A 17,022-nucleotide genomic window follows, 5' to 3' on the forward strand; every position below is an offset into this window, starting at 1 on the left:
AACACATGAAACGACGGATATTTTTCACACTGCTTGCCAGCGCAGGCCTTCTTGCAGCCTGCGCAACCGTAGGTGATGAACTTGTGACCGAGGGCTACGTCCAGATGTCGGGTGCTGAAATCCGCACGGCGCTGGTCGGCAATTCGCTTGATGGCACGGACTCGGACGGTGACTATGTCATCTACTATCCCAGCAGCTCGATGATGCGCATTGTCTATCAGGGCCGGACAGAGGCCGGCGTGTGGCGGATCAGGGGTGACAAATATTGCCGCCGCTGGCAGACCTTTGGCAGTGGCAATGAACGTTGCGTCACGATGTATCGCAAGGGCAACCAGATCGATTGGGTGCAGGATAACGAGATCACTGACCGGTCCGTTCTTGTAGCTGGCAACCCCGCCCGGCTCTGACCGCCGGACAAACAGCATTATCAGGGGACCGCTGACAGGTGAAAGTCGGCGGTCCCGCTTTGGGTTAATGCCACATCCGCATTCCGGCGGTTCAACCGGCCTGCTTGCGCGCCTCTGCCTCTTCAAACGCGCGCTGCTGATCGCGGCCCCATGCGCTGACAGAATAGCGCTTCACGACCTCGCGCAGGGCCACCATGCGTTCGCGCCTTTCTTCGGCGGGCATGTGCAGTGCCTGCAATATCGCTGTATCCATGGACCGATAGGAAAAGGGGTTGGTGATTACTGCCGACCCCATCTCGACAGCGGCACCGGCAAATTCCGACAGCACAAGCACACCATCATTGTCGGTGCGCGCTGCGACATATTCCTTGCACACAAGGTTCATGCCATCCGCCAGCGGCGTGATCCACGCCACATCGGCGGCCAGATAGTATTTGATCAGTTCGTCAAAGGGGATCGCCCGCGAAATCAGCGCGATCGGCTGCCATTCCAGTGTGCCAAAGCGCCCGTTGATCCGGCCTGCAGCCTCTTCCAGCCCGGCTTGGGTATCTTCATAGGCCATCATGTTGCGGTTGGCGGAGACTGAGACGTGCATCAGGCGCACCTTGCCGCGCAGATCGGGGTTGGCTTCCAGCACACGTTCGAAACTTTCCAGCTGGGCCATCCCGCCCTTTGTGTAATCCGTCCGCCCGACAGAGATGATCAGCTTTGCATCGCCCATCTCTTCCTTGATCTTCCTGGCCTCGGCCTGCACATCAGAGTCGCTGGCGCGTTTTTCGATGAAATCAACCGACACACCCACGGCGGATGAACTGATTGCGATTTTCCGCCCTTCAAATTCGATCAGCGTCGGCGCACTGCGTTCACTCAGCGCGGTGCCTTCGGAAATGCGGGCGCGATCAACCGGGTGGCGCTCCAGCGTATTGACATCGAACAGGCTGCGCGCCACCGACAGGAAATTCGCCGCGTAGCGCGGAATGTGAAATCCGACCACATCGCAGGCCAGCAAGCTTTCCACGATTTCCTTGCGCCACGGCAGGACATTGAACATGTCTGCTGCGGGAAAAGGCGTATGGTGAAAGAATGAAATCGTTACATCAGGGCGCAACTGGCGCAGATAGCCAGGAACCAGCCACAGGTTATAGTCATGCACCCAGACCCGCGCGCCACGGCTTGCCTTGCGGGCGGCTGCCTCGGCAAAGGACCAGTTCACTTCGCGGAACGTGGGCCAGTCAACGGGATCGTAGTTATACTTTTCCTTGAAACTGTGCAGGATCGGCCAGAACGCCTCTTTGGATGACACATGGTAGAAACTGCTGACCTGTTCTTTGGTCAGGGGCAGGCGCGACACGGTATAGCGGCCATAGGCATCGTCGATTTCAACATCCGTATCGAACCCGGGGTTGGCGGGGTCATCGGCCAGTTTCCACGCAACCCACGCGCCGTGATCGGCGCTACCGAAAAAGCTTTTCAGCGTCGGCACGATCCCGTTGGGGCTGGAATTTTCACGAAAGACGGTTTTGCCGTTTTCCACCGCTTCTTCATAGGGTTGGCGGTGATAGACGATGACAAGATCAGAGGCCATATTCAGACCCTTTCCATGGCTGGATGCAGATCGAAATGCGCGATCGCTTCCATGATACCGCCGGCCCCGATAGCCGTGGCCCGGTGAATATGGGCTGCATCGGGCAGCGCGTCTAGCAGCGGTTCTTCCGCGCCGCCGACAGCCACAGCCGGGGTGCCAGCCACCAGCATCGACAGATCGTTCAATGTATCGCCCGCCGCCAGCACACTGGTTTGCGCCACGCCCAGATGATCGACCAGCCGCAACAGCGACGGCCCCTTGCTGATCCCGCGCGGCAGCACGTCAAAGAAACGATTGTCGGACATCAGCGCGTCCGCACCCAGATCATGCACAATTTGCAGTGCGCGGTCATCGAACGCATGCGCGTCCATGTCATAGCTGACGCGATAGCGGAATGCCGTGGGTTGCAGCGCAAGGCCCGGATGCCCGTCAAGCGCAGCGCGCACCCGCGCGCCACGGTCGGCCCATGTTTTCGCAATCTCTGCCTCGAGTGCTGCAATCGGCGAAACTTTGCGGTTCTTCATCTGGGCAATCGTCGTGCCCACATCGCCGACAACGAAATCGGGCCACGGCACACGGCCATCACTGCACAAGGTTTCGATGAATTCCGGATCACGTCCGCTGACGAACACCAGCCCGACCGTTGCGCGATGCTGTTCGATCCAGTCATAAAGTGCGTCTCGATCCGCGTCTGTGCCCCCCAGAAAGGTGCCGTCAAGGTCTGTGGCTAGCACCATGCGGCACCCGGCCATTTGTTCAATTGTCTTATGGGTCATATCAGTCTTTCGTCAGTCACAGGCGTGGCATCAACCACCACCGGATTGGCAAATGAAATACCAAGCGCGCGGGGCTCTGCCTCGATCGGGCGCGTCCAAAGGTCGCGGAACGCCTGCCGCAGTTCGGCGCGCCCGGTCAGTACCGCATCAACAGTTTCACAGATCGGCATCGACACGCCCACGCGCCGTGCAAGGTCGATGACGGATGCGGCGTTCGCCTCGCCCTCGACGACCACGGGTTTGCCATCAAAGCAATCGGCGCGCGCTGTCCCCTGCCCCAGTTGCACACCCAACGACATGTTGCGCGATGTCGTGCTGGAACAGGTCAGCGTCAGATCACCGGCACCCGACAGGCCAGTGACCGTTTCACGGCGACCGCCCAGCGCCTCGGCCAGAACCTTCATCTCGTCCATACCGCGCGTAATCAGCGCGGCACGCGTGTTTTCGGCAAAACCCGCGCCGGTCATCATTCCGCAAGCGATGGCAATCACGTTCTTGACCGCGCCACCAATTTCAACGCCGACCAAATCGTCGGAAATATAGGTGCGGAACGATTCCGTGCTCAGCGAATGTGCGAACCGGGCGGCGGTGCTTTCATGCGGGGCCAGGCGGTCCGGGTGGGTAAAGGGGAACGCCACGCTGGCGGCAGTCGGATGGCCAAGCGCGGTTTCGCGTGCGAACGTCGGTCCCGATACGGTGCCCAGCGGATGCGCGCCCAATTCCTGTTCGGCGACCTGCGTCATCAGCAGGCCGGTCACAGGTTCAATCCCCTTGGTGCAGATGGCGACCGGCACACCAGGCGCGATGTGTTCGGCCACTTCTGCCGCGACAGCACGGACCGCACCCGATGGAACCACCATCATCACCGCCTGTGCACCGTCGAGTGCGGCAGCCATATCTGTTACTGCGGTCAATGAGTGGGGCAGCGGCACATCGGGCAGGTATTTGGCGTTGACGTGTCCCGTGTTGATCGCTGCTGCGACCTGTTCGTCGCGGCTGTACAGGCGCACATCGCGACCTGCCACAGCCGCCACCGCAGCAAGAGCCGTGCCCCACGACCCCGCACCAATCACCGCCATACGATCGTAAGGCCGGCAATCCGGCCGGGGGGGGCTTGGTGTTGGTGTCATGTTCATCCATCCATACCTTTGCTTGCTTTCGGCGACCCCGGCCAGGATCCCCCGACTGATCACATACCGCCTGAGATGTAGTTAAGCGTGGCGATAGCAGCTTCAACAAGGATAGTCAAAAAACGACATTATTTCTGCCTACTCGCGTCGCATATGCCTATTTTTTGCGCATAATGGGTAAATTTTTTATCTCGCTCCAACTGTATACTCACAAGAAACAAACGGTATATACTAAGCTTTGGCAAGGTGCAAAAGGAACAAGTAATATTTAACATTCTGTTTTTAAAGTATTTTAGAAACACGCCGTTATGAAACGGCAGCAATTTTGACCTTCTCATCACCCCCTACAAGCCGATGCAGGTATAGCATGCACCAATGTCGTTTTTTGACATTCTCGCTTCAGTGCATAGGTTAGCGTTAATCGCTGCACTGCGGCACAACCAAATAAAGGAGTTTCGTGACATGTCCGAAGGTATCGTCAAGACAGCCATTTTTCCCGTCGCCGGACTGGGCACGCGGTTCTTGCCTGCGACAAAGGCCACCCCGAAAGAACTGCTGCCGGTCATCGACACGCCATTGATCCAATACGCCATCAACGAAGCCCGCGATGCCGGGGTCGAGCGGATGATCTTTGTCAGCCACCCTTCCAAATCCGCGATCGAACGTCACGTGCTGGACGATAAAGACCTGCGCGCCACTTTGCGTGAACGCGGCAAGGCCCGGCTTGCCCGCGAGTTGAAAGAAGCCGCTATCGACGAAGATCTGCACGACGTGATGTTCGTGATGCAGGACGAACCGCTGGGTCTGGGCCATGCGGTGCTGTGCGCACGCGACCATGTGCTGCCCGGCCCCGTTGCCGTGATCTTGCCCGATGATCTGATCCTTGGCCCAAAGGGGTGTCTGTCAGAAATGATCGCCGCCTACCCCACCTGCGATTCCGGCCATCTGGTGGCCGCAATGGATGTGCCCCGCGACGAAGTATCGAGCTATGGCGTGTTGTCCGTGCTGTCGCGCGCCGGGCGCATGATCAAGGCCAACGGCATGGTTGAAAAACCGAGCCCCGAAAAATCGCCGTCAACACTGGCTGTCGTCGGCCGATATATTCTGGATGGGTCGATCTTTGATGCGCTTGCGCGACAGGCGCCCGGCGTAGGCGGCGAAATTCAACTGACCGATGCGATTGCAGCAGGGATCGCTGAAAGCGGGCTGTCAGGGTTTGAATTTTCGGGGCAGCGGTTCGATTGTGGATCAAAGCAGGGAATGTTGGCCGCCGAGTTGCATCTTGCCGGTCAGGATCCGGCATTTGACGCGGTTCTGGACAGGTTTTTCAGAACCCAGTCTTCCCCGACAGCCGCCTGAACAGATGTTGCGCGGGGCCAATTGACCGCGCAACCCGTCACACCCACTCTCCGCACGCCCGTTGTCAGCGGGCGTCAGATCGCACTCAACAGGGCCCATCGCGCTATTTTCCTGAAAACCGCTTGACCTTTGCCCCCTTGACAGGTTGAACCACCCTCAGATTTTCATGTGGATATGGGCGGTTTCAGATGAACGACCAGAACAAGAACCTCATCCTGGCGACAGTGCTCAGCTTTCTGGTCATTATGGCCTGGTCAGTGCTGTTCCCCCCCGAGGATATACCGGTCGATCCCGCGACCCAGGCCGCAACCGAAACCGGCGAAGCACTGTTGCCCACGGCAGAGCAGGCCGCCGAGCCTGCGGCCACGGCACCTGCGCCAGAAACAGTGGCCATCGACGCCCCCCGCATCCCCATTGAAACACCCGAACTGAGCGGGTCACTCTCGCTTCAGGGGGGGCGGATTGATGATCTTGCCCTGAAACCCTATCGCGTATCCCTTGAGGAGGGGTCGGAAACCGTGCACCTGTTGCGCCCAGTCGGCGCGCCTGATGCCTATTTTGCCACCTTCGGCTGGACTGCGACCGATGGCATTGATGCCGCCGCAGTGCCCGGGCCTGATACCATCTGGTCACTGGAAAGCGGCGACACCCTGACCCCTGACAGCCCTGTGACCCTGGCATGGGACAACGGCGCGGGGCAAATCTTTCGCACTGAAATTTCGGTCGATGACAAGTTCATGTTCACCTTCGATCAAAGTGTTCAGAATACAGGCCCGGCCCCCGTGTCGGCCCGCCCCTATGGTCTGCTGCGGCGCCATGGCACGCCGTCCGATCTGAAAAACTTTTTCATCCTGCACGAAGGTCTCGTACGGATGAGCGATGGCGAGCTGGAAGAAACGAAATACAACAAGATCACCGATTATGCGGTGGATCCCCGCGAACGGACCCAAGCCGAGCGGGTCGAGGTCGGCAACGCCGGCTGGATCGGCTATACCGACCATTACTGGATGACCACGCTGATCCCCGATCAGACGACACCTTTCCGGTCGACCTCCAAGTATTTCGACAGCCGCGATCTGTTCCAGGCAGAGGCCGTGATGCAGCCAGAGACCATTGCCCCCGGCGAAACGGCAACCGTGACCACACGGCTGTTCGCCGGTGCCAAGGAATGGGAAACTATCCGCAACTACGAAGAACAGGGCGGCGTCAGCGGGTTTCTGGACAGCATCGACTGGGGCTGGTTCTTTTTTCTGACAAAGCCGATCTTTTGGCTGTTGCATACACTCAATGCCTACATCGGCAACATGGGGTGGTCGATCATCGCACTGACCTTTATCCTCAAGGCGCTGGTGCTGCCTCTGGCCTATAAATCCTATGTTTCCATGGCGCGGATGAAAGAGCTTCAGCCAGAGATGGAAAAGCTCAAGGAACGCGCCGGCGATGACCGGCAGGCGATGCAGCAAGGCATGATGAAGCTGTACAAGGACAACAAGGTGAACCCGGCGTCGGGGTGTCTGCCGATCCTGTTGCAAATCCCGATCTTTTTCTCGCTCTACAAGGTTATTTTTGTCACGATCGAATTGCGCCACGCCCCATGGTTCGGTTGGATCCGCGACCTGAGCGCGCCAGATCCGTCGTCGATCTTTAACCTCTTCGGTATTTTGCCATATACGATCCCCAACCTCGGTCCGTTCGAAATCATCTCGCTTGGCATCCTGCCGATCCTGCTGGGCATTTCGATGTGGCTGCAGCAGAAACTGAACCCAGCCCCAACCGACCCGACGCAAAAGATGATATTTGCATGGATGCCATGGATTTTCATGTTCATGCTGGGGTCGTTCGCAAGCGGGCTGGTGATTTACTGGATCGCGAACAACATCATCACCTTTTCCCAGCAGTACGCGATTATGCGCAGCCATGGGGCAAAACCGGATGTGTTCGGAAATATCAAATCCGGTATCCAGCGCAAGAAACAGGCTGAGTCGGACAAGAAGCAAGGCAAATAGACGCGGTGGGCGTCACTGCCCCCGCATCGCATCATAACCGCGAGGTGATCTGACATGGAACTGCGCTTTCCCGAGGTAGAGACCCCCGATGATGCATCGCTGGAAGCAGGGCGGCTGTTGTTCGCAGGCGCGACCGAGTTTGTCAAAGGCGTCGTCGCCATGGACGGGTTGCCCCCCGCAGACCGGGTCGAGGTCTGCTTTGCCGGGCGGTCGAACGTGGGCAAGTCATCCCTGATCAATGCGCTGACGGGCCGCAAAGGGCTTGCGCGGGCGTCTAATACGCCGGGGCGCACGCAGGAAATCAACTTTTTTACGGCAGGTGACATCTATGTCGTCGATCTGCCCGGCTATGGTTTTGCCAATGCGCCCGTCGCCGTGGTCGAAAAATGGCAACGGCTGTTGAAACAATACCTTTCCGGCCGCCAGACGCTGCGCCGAGTGTTCGTGCTGATCGATGCGCGCCACGGTGCCAAGGCCGTGGACGAGGAAATCATGTCGCTGCTGGATAAATCTGCCGTGACCTTTCAGGTGGTGATGACCAAGGTGGACAAGGTCAAAGGCGCCGCACTGGAGGAGGCGATGACCCGCACCCGCGCAGCACTGGCCAAACACCCCGCCGCATTCCCGGAATTGATCCTGACCAGTTCCGAAAAGGGCGAAGGCATCGCGACCCTGCGCGCCGTTATCGCGGGAATATCATGAAGAAAAGGACCGACGAGATGAACCGCGACTGGATCAACACCGCCCGCACCCTGTCCGAAGCGGTTCCCTACCTGCAACGCTATGCGGGTGCCGTGGTCGTCGTGAAATTTGGCGGTAACGCCATGGGCGACGCCGAGGCGATGGCCGAATTTGCCCGTGATATCGTGCTGATGAAACAGGTCGGCCTGAACCCTGTCGTGGTGCATGGCGGCGGCCCGATGATCAACCAGATGTTGGACAAGCTGGGGATCAAATCCGAATTCGTGCGCGGCAAACGTGTGACCGATCAGGCCACCGTCGAAGTTGTCGAAATGGTGCTGACCGGGCTGGTCAACAAACGCATCGTGCAGGCGATCATGGATCAGGGCGGGCGCGCTGTCGGTCTGTCAGGCAAGGATGACGACCTGATGGTGGCTGCGGCGGATGACCCGGAACTGGGTTTTGTCGGCCGCCCTGTGGAAATGAATGTGCAAGTTCTGCGCGATCTTTACAATGCGGGCATCATCCCCGTCGTGGCGCCGGTGGCAACAGGCATGGACGCCAATGAAACCTTCAACGTCAACGGCGACACTGCGGCCGGTGCCATTGCCGGCGCACTCAAGGCTGACCGGCTGTTGCTTCTCACCGATGTGCCCGGTGTCAAGGACGCAAGCGGCGAGGTCGTGACCCAACTGTCACCGGATCAGGTTCGCGCGATGATCGCCGAAGGGACAATCGCCGGCGGCATGATCCCAAAAACAGAAACGGCCCTTGATGCACTGGAAAAAGGCGTGCGCGCCGTCGTCATCCTCGATGGGCGGTTGCCCAATGCCAGCCTGTTGGAACTGTTCACCGAACACGGGGCCGGTTCAATCATCCGCGAACCGCGCTAAGGTGCAATTGCTGTATGCACAGCACCTGCCCGATGGGTGAGGGGCGGCGATTGCTGGCACAAGCTGCATTCCATATGAAGGCATTCCTATGACCCTGCGCCTGATCCTGATCCGCCACGCGAAATCCAGCTGGGGCGACCCCTTTGCCGACGATTACGCGCGGGCACTGAATGCGCGTGGGCAAGCCTCGGCCAGCGCGATTGGTGGCTGGATGGCAAAACATGGCTATCTGCCTGATTTGGTGCTGTGCTCCGACGCGCAGCGCACGCGGCAGACTGCGGACCTGATCCTGGCGGCACTGGACCCATCCCCGGCCCTGCGCCTGTCCCCGCGGCTGTATCATGCGGCACGCGATACGATCCTTGACCGGATCAAACAGGAACAAGCGCCGACAATCGCGGTGATCGGGCACAATCCGAGCATCGGCATCTTGGCAGGTGAATTGGTGCGGGATGCCCCAAACCATCCCCGTTTCGGCGACTATCCGACCTGCGCGACGACCGTCATCGACTTTGATGCCGCCGACTGGCCTGGTGTCGGGCGGCATCAGGGCAAATGTGTGGATTTCGTGGTGCCGCGTGACCTGATCGGCATGACCGGTCACGCGGGATAGCCTGTTTAGTGACCCAATATCTGGCTTAGGAACAACTGTGTCCGCTCTGACTGCGGGTTGAGGAAGAACTCCTCTGGCTCGTTCTGTTCGACGATCTGGCCCTGGTCCATGAAAATGACGCGGTTGGCGACCTGACGGGCAAAGCCCATTTCGTGCGTCACGCACAGCATGGTCATGCCTTCTTCGGCCAGTTCGATCATCGTATCAAGAACTTCCTTGATCATTTCAGGGTCAAGAGCAGATGTCGGTTCATCGAACAGCATGATACGGGGTTTCATGCACAGCGAACGGGCAATCGCCACACGCTGCTGCTGGCCGCCCGACAATTGGCCGGGGTATTTGTCGGCCTGTTCGGGGATTTTCACCTTTTCCAGAAAATGCATCGCAATTTCCTCGGCCTCTTTCTTGGGCGTCTTGCGCACCCAGATCGGGGCCAGCGTGCAGTTTTCCAAAATCGACAGATGCGGGAAAAGGTTGAAGTGCTGAAAGCACATGCCAACCTCTGACCGGATCTTGTCGATATTTTTCAGATCCGATGAGAGTTCTGTGCCGTCCACGATGATCTGACCGGCCTGATGTTCCTCTAGCCGGTTGATGCAGCGGATCAGCGTGGATTTACCCGACCCTGATGGCCCGCATATGACGATCCGTTCGCCACGTTGCACCGTCAGGTTGATGTCCCGCAGCACGTGAAATGTGCCATACCACTTGTTCATGTCATGGATCTCGATGGCGACCTCTTCCGAGACTTTCATCTGGCTGCGATCAACGGCGCGTTCTTGTGTTGTTTGTTCAACCATCTGTCGGTCTCCTTAGCGGTGTTCACGCTGGAGTTTCTTCTCCAGGTAAAGTGAGTAGCGGCCCATGCTGAAACAGAAGATGAAGAACATGACGCCGATGAACAGGAACAATTCCCAGTAAATGCCGTTCCATTCGGTAGAGGCACGGATCGCGCCGGCCAGACCAATGGGGTCGAACAGACCGATGAACACTACAAGCGTCGTGTCCTTGAACAGACCGATAAAAGTGTTCACGATCCCCGGGATCGAGATTTTTAGCGCCTGCGGCAGGATGATCAGCTGCATGGATTTCCAGTAATCAAGGCCAAGTGCATCCGCAGCCTCATACTGGCCCTTGGGCAGGGCAGCCAGACCGCCACGGACGACTTCGGCGATATAGGCGCTGGCAAACAGCGTCACCATGATGATGACCCGCAACATCAGGTCAAAATTCGTGCCCGGCGGCAAGAAATAGTTCAGCAGCAATGACGCGGTGAACAGCCACACGATCAGCGGGACGCCACGAATGACCTCGATGAACACCACAGCGGAATACTTGATGATCGGCAAGTCGGATTGCCGCGCCAGTGCCAGCAGGATGCCCAGCGGCAGAGACAGGATGATCGCCGCGATACCAATGACGACTGACAAGGTGAAGCCGCCGAAATCCTTGGACGGGATGAATTCAAGCCCGATGCTGGCAACGCTGTTCAACACGCCGATGATCGGTCCTGCCAGCAAAAACCAGAACAGGATCGGCACGACGATTGCACTGATGGTGGCAAGCAGAGCATTGACCGTAGCAAGTGCCCGAAAGGCCAATAACCCCGCGACAAAACCCAGCCCGACAACCAGCGGGCCCCAGATCGACCCGCCCCAAAGCAGCATGTACATCACGAATGGTGCCACCAGCGTGCCAAGCAGCATCTTGCGCGGCAGGCCGTCAAACAACACTGGTGCGATACCGACAAGGAAGACTGCCAACGCCAGGACCGGCCGCCAGTAAGCGTCACTTGGGTAGAATCCAAAGATCAACTGCGGCCAGCGTTCCGTGATCACAGCGAAACAGGCGGCAGATGCCCCTTCGCCCATGGTCGCGTTACGGATTTCGCGGCATTCGGTCAGCGAATTGGCATCCCAGATCCCGTTGACCAGCCACGGGCCGATATGGCTGACCACCCAATACACCACGTAGAGCGACAGCAAGGTCAGCACTGTGTTCAGCGGACCTGAAAACAGGTTTTCGCGGACCCATTTGATTGCGCCCACCTCGGTTAGCGGCGGGGCCTGTTCCGGCAGCATCGTCTCCCGGACGTAAGATACGGTTTGTGCGTGTGTTTCCGACATATTACCGCTCCTTCAACTGAGTGGATCGGTTGTAAAGGTTCATCGCCCCGGAAATCGCCAGCGACAGCAAAAGGTAGAAACCGCCCAACAGCAGCATCCCTTCCAGTTCCCGACCCGTCTGGTTGATAGTGATGCCGCCAAGCGTGGCGCGCACATCCATATACCCCACGGCAATCGCAAGGGACGAGTTCTTGGTCAGGTTCAGATACTGCGAAATCAGCGGTGGAATGATGACCCGCATCGCCTGCGGCAGGATCACAAGGTTCATCGTCCGGCTGGGTTGCAGACCAAGGGCGAATGCCGCCTCGGACTGGCCCTTGGAAATCGCCAGAATACCGGCCCGCACGATTTCAGCAATAAAGGCACCGGTATAAAGCGACAGCGCGAACCATAGTGCGATCAGCGAATTGCGCAGATGGATCCCTTCGGTAAAGTTGAAGCCGCGCAGATACGGCTGGACCACGGTCGCGCCCAGCGCGAACAACACGATGCCCACGGGCACAAACAGCAGGGCCAACTGCTGATACCATGTTGTCGGGCGAATGCCTGTCGCCTCTTGGATGCGATCGGCGCGGCGCCGCACAAAGCGGATCGCCAGAATACTCAGCCCCAGCACACCCAGGATCAGCACCCAATCAAGCGCACCGCTGGCAAGGGGAGTTGCCCCGTCTGTCGGCGCGACGGCCTCTTGGCCGCTGATCGAGTTGCTGAACCCGATGCGGGGTATCCAGATGCCACGGTTCGTGACCGCAACACTGTCCGCCAGAATCATGCTGGACGTCGCATCCTCGCCCCGAAAATCATTCGGCCGCGGCATGCTTTCGGTCATGATCGCAAAGATCAGGATGATCCAGAGCAGCAGGGGAACGTTGCGGAACCCTTCGACGTAAACCGCCATCAACTTGTTGACGACCCAGTTCTTCGAGAGGCGCAGCACACCCGCAATCACGCCAAGGATCGTCGCGGTGATGCACCCAAGAAAGGCAACCAGCAATGTGTTCAGAATACCCACCAGAGCCGCACGTCCGTGCGTCATCTGGTTATCGTATTCGATCAACATCTGGTTGATGTCGTAACCGGCCGCGTTGCTCAGGAAGCCAAAGTTGAAATCCTTGCCAAGCGCCTCGAGGTTTTCGACGGTGTTGTTGATCAGCCATGCAACCCCGGCAAGGATCAACACAAATGCCACGACCTGAATGGTGATGGAACGATAACGCGTGTCATAAATAAGCTGGCTAAGCCGAAACGAAGCGCTCGGCGGGTCGGTCAACGTCGACATATATATCTCCCCGTGGCCCTCGTTTTGTCGTGTGGCTGCCGGTTGATCCGGCTATTTCCACCCGCGAGATGCACTATTCTTATAGCTTGGTCGCTCGTAGACGAAGGGCCCGGCATTGCCGGGCCCTTGATCAATCGTTCTTAGCGGAAAGGCGGCGAGTACAGCAGACCACCTTCGGTCCACTGGGCGTTCAGGCCCCGTGCCAGTCCGATCGGTGTGCTTTCACCAATGTTCTTTTCGAACAGTTCAGCATAGTTGCCACCAGCGGAAATCGCCTTCACAGCCCAGTCTGCTTCCAGACCCAGTTGCGCGCCAAGCTCACCTTCGGTGCCCAGCAGACGGTTGATTTCCGGGCTGTTGGTCGGCGCTGCTGCAAGTTCAGCAACATTTGCAGACGTGACGCCCAGTTCTTCCGCAGCGATCAGCGCGTTCAGTGTCCAGCGTGCGATATCACCCCATTCGCTGTCACCATGGCGCACAAGCGGGCCAAGCGGTTCCTTGGAGATGATTTCGGGCAGAAGGACATGATCGGCGGGCGCTTCGAAAGTTGCACGTGTAGCGGCCAGGCCGGACGCATCCGTGGTATAAACGTCGCAAGCACCGGCAAGATACTGCTGCTGCGCTTCTGCGTTGGTTTCGATCGGCACAGGCTCGTAAGACATGTTGTTCTTACGGAAGTAATCCGCAAGGTTCAGCTCTGTTGTGGTGCCTGTCTGGATGCAGACGGTCGCACCGTCCAGTTCCTTTGCCGAAGAAACGCCCAACGCCTTCGGAACCATGAAACCCTGCCCGTCATAGTAGTTGATACCGACAAATTCAAATTTGAGGTCAACATCACGGCTGAAGGTCCAAGTGGTGTTCCGGGCCAGCAGATCAATCTCGCCAGAAGCGAGCGCAGTAAAGCGGGTCTGACCGGTTGTGGGCACGAATTCGACAGCTGTCGGATCACCAAAGATAGCTGATGCAACGGCGCGACACACGCCAACATCAAATCCCTGCCAGACGCCATTCGCGTCCGGCGCAGCAAAACCAACCAAGCCAGTCGTCACGCCGCAGTTCAGCGAGCCGCGCGCCTTGACGTCATCAAGTGTCGCGGCCGACGCCATGCCAGCCACAAGGCCAGCGACAGTCAGCGCGCCGAAGAATACGGTTTTTTTCATTTTTACCTCTTCCTGAGTTTCCGCCCCATTGCGGGGCAGCAAATTTTTTATCCAGCCCGCAGGCCGGTATTGGGTGATAGATCGGTCGCCCGATCACAGTGGACCAAGATTGTGCGAAAACCGTCAAAGAGGTCAAGGGCGGCAAACGCAAAAGAACGTGCAGATGCCAAATAAAAGGGCAAATCACCTTATAATCTGCTTAGAGTGGGCAGATTACCTTAGGTAATGACAAGTTTGTAAAATCGCACTGCGTCTAAAAAGGCAGCACGTTTGATCAATTCCGCAGCAACCGCCTCCTCGTCTTCGCCCCACTGGGAGGCTTGCCAGTGTTCATCTATCCGCGACTTGAGCCAGGCATCCTCGGGCGTCACGGCATCGCGAGTCACGGCGAGGGCCAGGATCAGCGACCCTGAAAGACTGATCAGGTCATGCGCAGCAGCCAGCGCGAAATCGTCGAATTCCTCCAACGCATCGCGCATGCGCGCCAGTGCCGCCGTAGCCTGCGGCACGTGCATCACGCCTTCGCCGACGTTCAGCCGGACACCGAGTGAACTGGCCGCCCAGTCAAGCACAGGGTCCCATGCCTGGGCTTGTTGCTCGACCAATCCCTGGGGGTCAGCCGCGCGATAGCACAACAGATCACTGTCGCCATATTCGGACAGCAGGTTGATCACCTCGGCGCGCTGGGTGCGCACCTTGTCGATGGCCGCATTCGCACCGCGTGTGATTGGCATGGTCCGCGGGTCGATCAATTTGCTTTGCGCGTCCCATTCCTGGGCAATCGCTGCGGCCATGGCCTGTGTCGGCACGATCAGGGCGGCCTTGGCGGGCGTCCGAACAGGGCGTGTATCCAGATGCACGGCATACCCCCCCTCGCAGGGAACGGCATTTGCCTGCTTCCAAAATCGCTTGGGTTTCCAGTCACTCATCTGTCTGGTCCTGTCAGTTGGTCAACGGCTGCGGGCAGTGCCGCAAAATCGTGGATCAGGATATCGGGGCGCAACGTCTCCGCCGCGTGATAACCCCAACTGACCCCGATCGTGCGCACCCCTGCGGCACGGCCCATATCCATATCAAAGGTCGTGTCGCCCAGCATCACCGCCTGGGGGGCGCTGACACCGGTCTCATTCAATGCGGTCAAAATCATCGACGGGTTTGGTTTGGACGGATGGTGATCCGCCACCTGTTCGCTATGGAACATGCCGCGCAGCCCGTGTTTTTCTAACATCTTGTCCAGCCCGCGCCGGGATTTCCCTGTGGCCACGGCCAGCAATGTGTGGTCCTGCCCCGCCAGCATGTCCAGCGCATCACGCGCGCCCGGGAAAAGCAAGCTGCGTTCGCCCTGCCCGTCTGCACCGCGCAGATCGACATATGCATCCTTGTAGGCCTGCACCAATGGTCGCCGGTCGGCCACATCGGGGCACAGCCGGGTAAACGCCTCGTCCAGCGACAGCCCCACGATGGAAAGCACCGCCGCCGGATCGGGTGCGCCCAGACCATTGGCGCCATACGCGACCGTCATCGCCGCCAGAATTTCCGTCTGGCTGTCCACCAACGTGCCGTCCACGTCAAATATCACGAGGCGCAGATCACTCATCTGGCATATTGAAGGGATCAACCGGCGCATGGCCCACAACCCACCCCACATAATCCCATGTATTCTGCATATGCTCTGGCAAGGGTGCTGTGATATGCAGGGTCGCGCCGGTCACGGGGTGTTCGATCGTCAGCGATCGCGCATGCAGGTGCAGCTTGCGGCTGATCTCGCCGCCCATGCTGGCACCCCAGCCATCGCCAAGGTTTTCCTGCCCCGACCCGCCATATTTGCCATCGCCGATGATCGGATGCCCGATTTCGGCCATGTGCGCGCGCAACTGATGGGTGCGGCCCGTGATCGGCACCAGCGCACACCATGCGGCGCGGTTGGCCAGCACATCCATCACTGCGTAATCGCTGATCGCGCGCTTTGCGCCTTCGGTGCTGTCTACATCACGCGGATGCACACAGCGCATCTTTTCATTCTCGCCACCCTTGCCGTGGCCCGGGGCCTTGACCAGCCCGTATTTGATCGTCCCGGCGCGCGGATGCGGCACGCCGGCAACGGCGGCCCAATAGATCTTGCGCGTCTCGCGATGTTTGAGGTTCTCGGTCAGTTGCTTGGCCATTATCCGGGTCCGGGCCAACAGCAGAACACCCGATGTGTCCTTGTCCAGACGATGCACCAACCGTGGCTTTTCGTCGTAGCCAAAGGTCAGCGCCTCGGCCATGCCGTCGACATGGCGGGTGGTTTTCGACCCGCCCTGCGTGGCCAGCCCGGGGGGTTTGTTGATCGCGATGATATGATCGTCGCGGTAGATGACGCAGGATTGGATCAGCTTGGCATCCGCCTTGGTCACGCCAGAGCGCAGCATGGAAGCCGCCGCTGCCGCCTCCTCCTCTGTTGGCAAAGGCGGGATGCGGATTTTCTGACCAACCTCAAGCCGGGTGGCGGTTTTTACGCGGCCCCCATCGACCCGCAATTCGCCTTTGCGGCACATCTTTTCGATGCGCCCCTGCGTCAGATGCGGGAACAGGCGGCGCAGGTAGCGGTCAAGCCGCTGGTCGCCATCGTCGGGACCAATGATGCGAGTTTGCACACCGCTCATGTGATTATTCCTTTTGCGACCCAAAGCCCGATGAAACAGGCCCCGAGTGATAAGATGACCGACGCCAGCACATAGCCGCCCGCCGCTGTGATGCGTTCAGCCTCGACCAGACGCAGTGCATCCAGCGTAAAGGCGGAAAATGTGGTGAACCCGCCCAAAAGCCCGGTCAGGATAAAGGGCGCCCATTGCTGCATGCCGCGCGCCGACAATATGACCCAAAGCAGGCCGATCAGGAACGACCCGATCACATTGACCGCAAGCGTACCAAACGGAAACGCCACGCTGAGCCCGACAAGATACCGCAGCACAGCGCCAAGCGCACCGCCCAAGGCGACAGAGATCACAGGTGTCATCATGCCTGT

General features: G+C 58.8%; 17 protein-coding genes. 6 read left to right on the forward strand and 11 right to left on the reverse strand.

The features are described from left to right. Nucleotides 1-5 precede the first annotated feature (5 nt). Nucleotides 6-407: a hypothetical protein gene (locus tag ACTG4B_RS04080; RefSeq protein ID WP_439154410.1), complete on the forward strand. Its 402-nt coding sequence runs from the start codon at nt 6-8 to the stop codon at nt 405-407. A 91-nt stretch (nt 408-498) separates the two neighbouring features. Here ACTG4B_RS04080 and ggpS read toward each other — a convergent pair whose 3' ends face one another. From ggpS to ACTG4B_RS04095, 3 genes are read right to left on the reverse strand one after another with little or no spacing between them, the layout of a single operon-like run. Continuing rightward, nucleotides 499-1,992 (reverse strand): glucosylglycerol-phosphate synthase, encoded by a 1,494-nt coding sequence (gene ggpS, locus ACTG4B_RS04085; RefSeq protein WP_439154411.1) that lies wholly within the window; start codon nt 1,990-1,992, stop codon nt 499-501. Nucleotides 1,993-1,994: 2 nt separating this feature from the next. After that, the gene (locus tag ACTG4B_RS04090) at nt 1,995-2,768 is read right to left on the reverse strand and encodes an HAD-IIB family hydrolase (protein ID WP_439154412.1); all 774 of its coding nucleotides are present in this window, start codon (nt 2,766-2,768) and stop codon (nt 1,995-1,997) included. After that, the gene (locus ACTG4B_RS04095; protein WP_439154413.1) at nt 2,765-3,898 is read right to left on the reverse strand and encodes an NAD(P)H-dependent glycerol-3-phosphate dehydrogenase; all 1,134 of its coding nucleotides are present in this window, start codon (nt 3,896-3,898) and stop codon (nt 2,765-2,767) included. Before ACTG4B_RS04095 ends, ACTG4B_RS04090 begins: the two co-directional genes overlap by 4 nt. A 462-nt stretch (nt 3,899-4,360) precedes the next feature. On the opposite strand from ACTG4B_RS04095, the gene ACTG4B_RS04100 reads away from it, so the two are divergent. From ACTG4B_RS04100 to ACTG4B_RS04120, 5 genes are all read left to right on the forward strand, one after another. Beyond that, the gene (locus ACTG4B_RS04100; protein WP_439154414.1) at nt 4,361-5,257 is read left to right on the forward strand and encodes a UTP--glucose-1-phosphate uridylyltransferase; all 897 of its coding nucleotides are present in this window, start codon (nt 4,361-4,363) and stop codon (nt 5,255-5,257) included. 188 nt (nt 5,258-5,445) lie between these two features. Next, nucleotides 5,446-7,263, forward strand: coding sequence for a membrane protein insertase YidC (gene yidC / locus ACTG4B_RS04105; RefSeq protein WP_439154415.1), 1,818 nt, complete (start codon nt 5,446-5,448; stop codon nt 7,261-7,263). Nucleotides 7,264-7,317: 54 nt separating this feature from the next. Further along, a complete protein-coding gene (gene yihA / locus ACTG4B_RS04110) occupies nt 7,318-7,965 on the forward strand; it encodes a ribosome biogenesis GTP-binding protein YihA/YsxC (RefSeq protein WP_439154416.1) in 648 nt (215 codons plus the stop codon). Further along, nucleotides 7,962-8,837: an acetylglutamate kinase gene (argB, locus tag ACTG4B_RS04115; protein WP_439154417.1), complete on the forward strand. Its 876-nt coding sequence runs from the start codon at nt 7,962-7,964 to the stop codon at nt 8,835-8,837. Before yihA ends, argB begins: the two co-directional genes overlap by 4 nt. 88 nt (nt 8,838-8,925) lie before the next feature. Then, complete coding sequence (locus ACTG4B_RS04120) at nt 8,926-9,450, forward strand: SixA phosphatase family protein (protein WP_439154418.1); 525 nt, start codon at nt 8,926-8,928, stop codon at nt 9,448-9,450. A gap of 5 nt (nt 9,451-9,455) precedes the next feature. Here ACTG4B_RS04120 and ACTG4B_RS04125 read toward each other — a convergent pair whose 3' ends face one another. The 8 genes from ACTG4B_RS04125 to ACTG4B_RS04160 all read right to left on the reverse strand — a co-directional run bounded on the left by ACTG4B_RS04125 (nt 9,456) and on the right by ACTG4B_RS04160 (nt 17,016). Beyond that, on the reverse strand, nt 9,456-10,250 hold the full coding sequence (locus ACTG4B_RS04125; RefSeq protein ID WP_439154419.1) for an amino acid ABC transporter ATP-binding protein: 795 nt from the start codon (nt 10,248-10,250) through the stop codon (nt 9,456-9,458). Nucleotides 10,251-10,262: 12 nt separating this feature from the next. Continuing rightward, nucleotides 10,263-11,576 (reverse strand): amino acid ABC transporter permease, encoded by a 1,314-nt coding sequence (locus ACTG4B_RS04130; RefSeq protein ID WP_439154420.1) that lies wholly within the window; start codon nt 11,574-11,576, stop codon nt 10,263-10,265. 1 nt (nt 11,577) lies between these two features. Beyond that, nucleotides 11,578-12,855 (reverse strand): amino acid ABC transporter permease, encoded by a 1,278-nt coding sequence (locus ACTG4B_RS04135; protein ID WP_439154421.1) that lies wholly within the window; start codon nt 12,853-12,855, stop codon nt 11,578-11,580. 140 nt (nt 12,856-12,995) lie between these two features. Next, nucleotides 12,996-14,015 carry an amino acid ABC transporter substrate-binding protein gene (locus ACTG4B_RS04140; RefSeq protein WP_439154422.1) on the reverse strand — a complete coding sequence of 340 codons (1,020 nt, stop codon included), beginning with the start codon at nt 14,013-14,015 and terminating at the stop codon, nt 12,996-12,998. A 218-nt stretch (nt 14,016-14,233) separates the two neighbouring features. Then, a complete protein-coding gene (locus ACTG4B_RS04145; RefSeq protein ID WP_439154423.1) occupies nt 14,234-14,944 on the reverse strand; it encodes an ATP12 family chaperone protein in 711 nt (236 codons plus the stop codon). Then, nucleotides 14,941-15,612 carry an HAD-IA family hydrolase gene (locus ACTG4B_RS04150; RefSeq protein ID WP_439154424.1) on the reverse strand — a complete coding sequence of 224 codons (672 nt, stop codon included), beginning with the start codon at nt 15,610-15,612 and terminating at the stop codon, nt 14,941-14,943. Before ACTG4B_RS04150 ends, ACTG4B_RS04145 begins: the two co-directional genes overlap by 4 nt. Then, nucleotides 15,605-16,660, reverse strand: coding sequence for an RluA family pseudouridine synthase (locus ACTG4B_RS04155; RefSeq protein WP_439154425.1), 1,056 nt, complete (start codon nt 16,658-16,660; stop codon nt 15,605-15,607). The genes ACTG4B_RS04150 and ACTG4B_RS04155 overlap by 8 nt, the downstream gene beginning before the upstream one ends. Then, entirely contained in the window at nt 16,657-17,016 is a 360-nt protein-coding gene (locus ACTG4B_RS04160; RefSeq protein ID WP_439154426.1) for a fluoride efflux transporter FluC, read from the reverse strand. The genes ACTG4B_RS04155 and ACTG4B_RS04160 overlap by 4 nt, the downstream gene beginning before the upstream one ends. Nucleotides 17,017-17,022 lie beyond the last annotated feature (6 nt).

It is taken from the genome of Yoonia sp., from assembly GCF_965660735.1.
GTDB lineage: Bacteria > Pseudomonadota > Alphaproteobacteria > Rhodobacterales > Rhodobacteraceae > Yoonia.